This window comes from Pseudomonas tehranensis, from assembly GCF_014268615.1.
GTDB classification, from domain to species: Bacteria; Pseudomonadota; Gammaproteobacteria; order Pseudomonadales; family Pseudomonadaceae; genus Aquipseudomonas; species Aquipseudomonas tehranensis.
In genome coordinates, this window is the sequence record NZ_JABWQV010000489.1 from 1 (window position 1) to 622 (window position 622).

Here is a 622-nt window from a genome sequence, read left to right on the forward strand (position 1 = left end):
TGCTGCGCCTGAGCCAACTCGGTGACCGCAACGACAACCGCATCTTCCTCGACTACGACGACGCCGGACGGCTGATACGCCTGCGCGACACCTTCGACCTGGTGCAAGTGGAGCTGATCCGCGAGCGCGAACGCGTCACCCGGATAGAACGCCTCTACCCCGACCAGCAGCGCGAAGTGCTGGTCAGTTACGCCTACGACACGGCGAACAACCTGAGCGAAGTGCGCGACGCCACCGGCCAGGTGCAACGGCGTTTCAACTACGACGCCGGCCAGCGAATGGTGGAACACCAACTGCCCACCGGGCTGCGCTGCTTCTACGAATGGGCTCTGGTCGAAGATCAGGAATGGCGCGTGGTTCGGCACTGGACCGACGAGGGCGACACCTATCAGTTCGACTATGACCTCAAGGCCGGCGTAACCCGCATCACCGACGGTTTGCAGCGCGTCAGCATTCGGCAGTGGAACCGCCAGCACCAGATCACCCAGTACACCGACAACCTCGGCCAGACCTGGCTGTTCGAGTGGAACGACGAACGCCAACTGCTCAGCGCCACCGACCCACAGGGCGGGCGCTATGAATACAGCTATGACGAGGCCGGCAACCTGATCGGCGAAACCGA

General features: G+C 63.0%; 1 pseudogene. It reads left to right on the forward strand.

Features of this window, described 5'->3' with window-relative positions:
• Window positions 1-622 (forward strand): annotated as a pseudogene (locus HU811_RS27115) (RHS repeat protein); the annotation flags it as partial.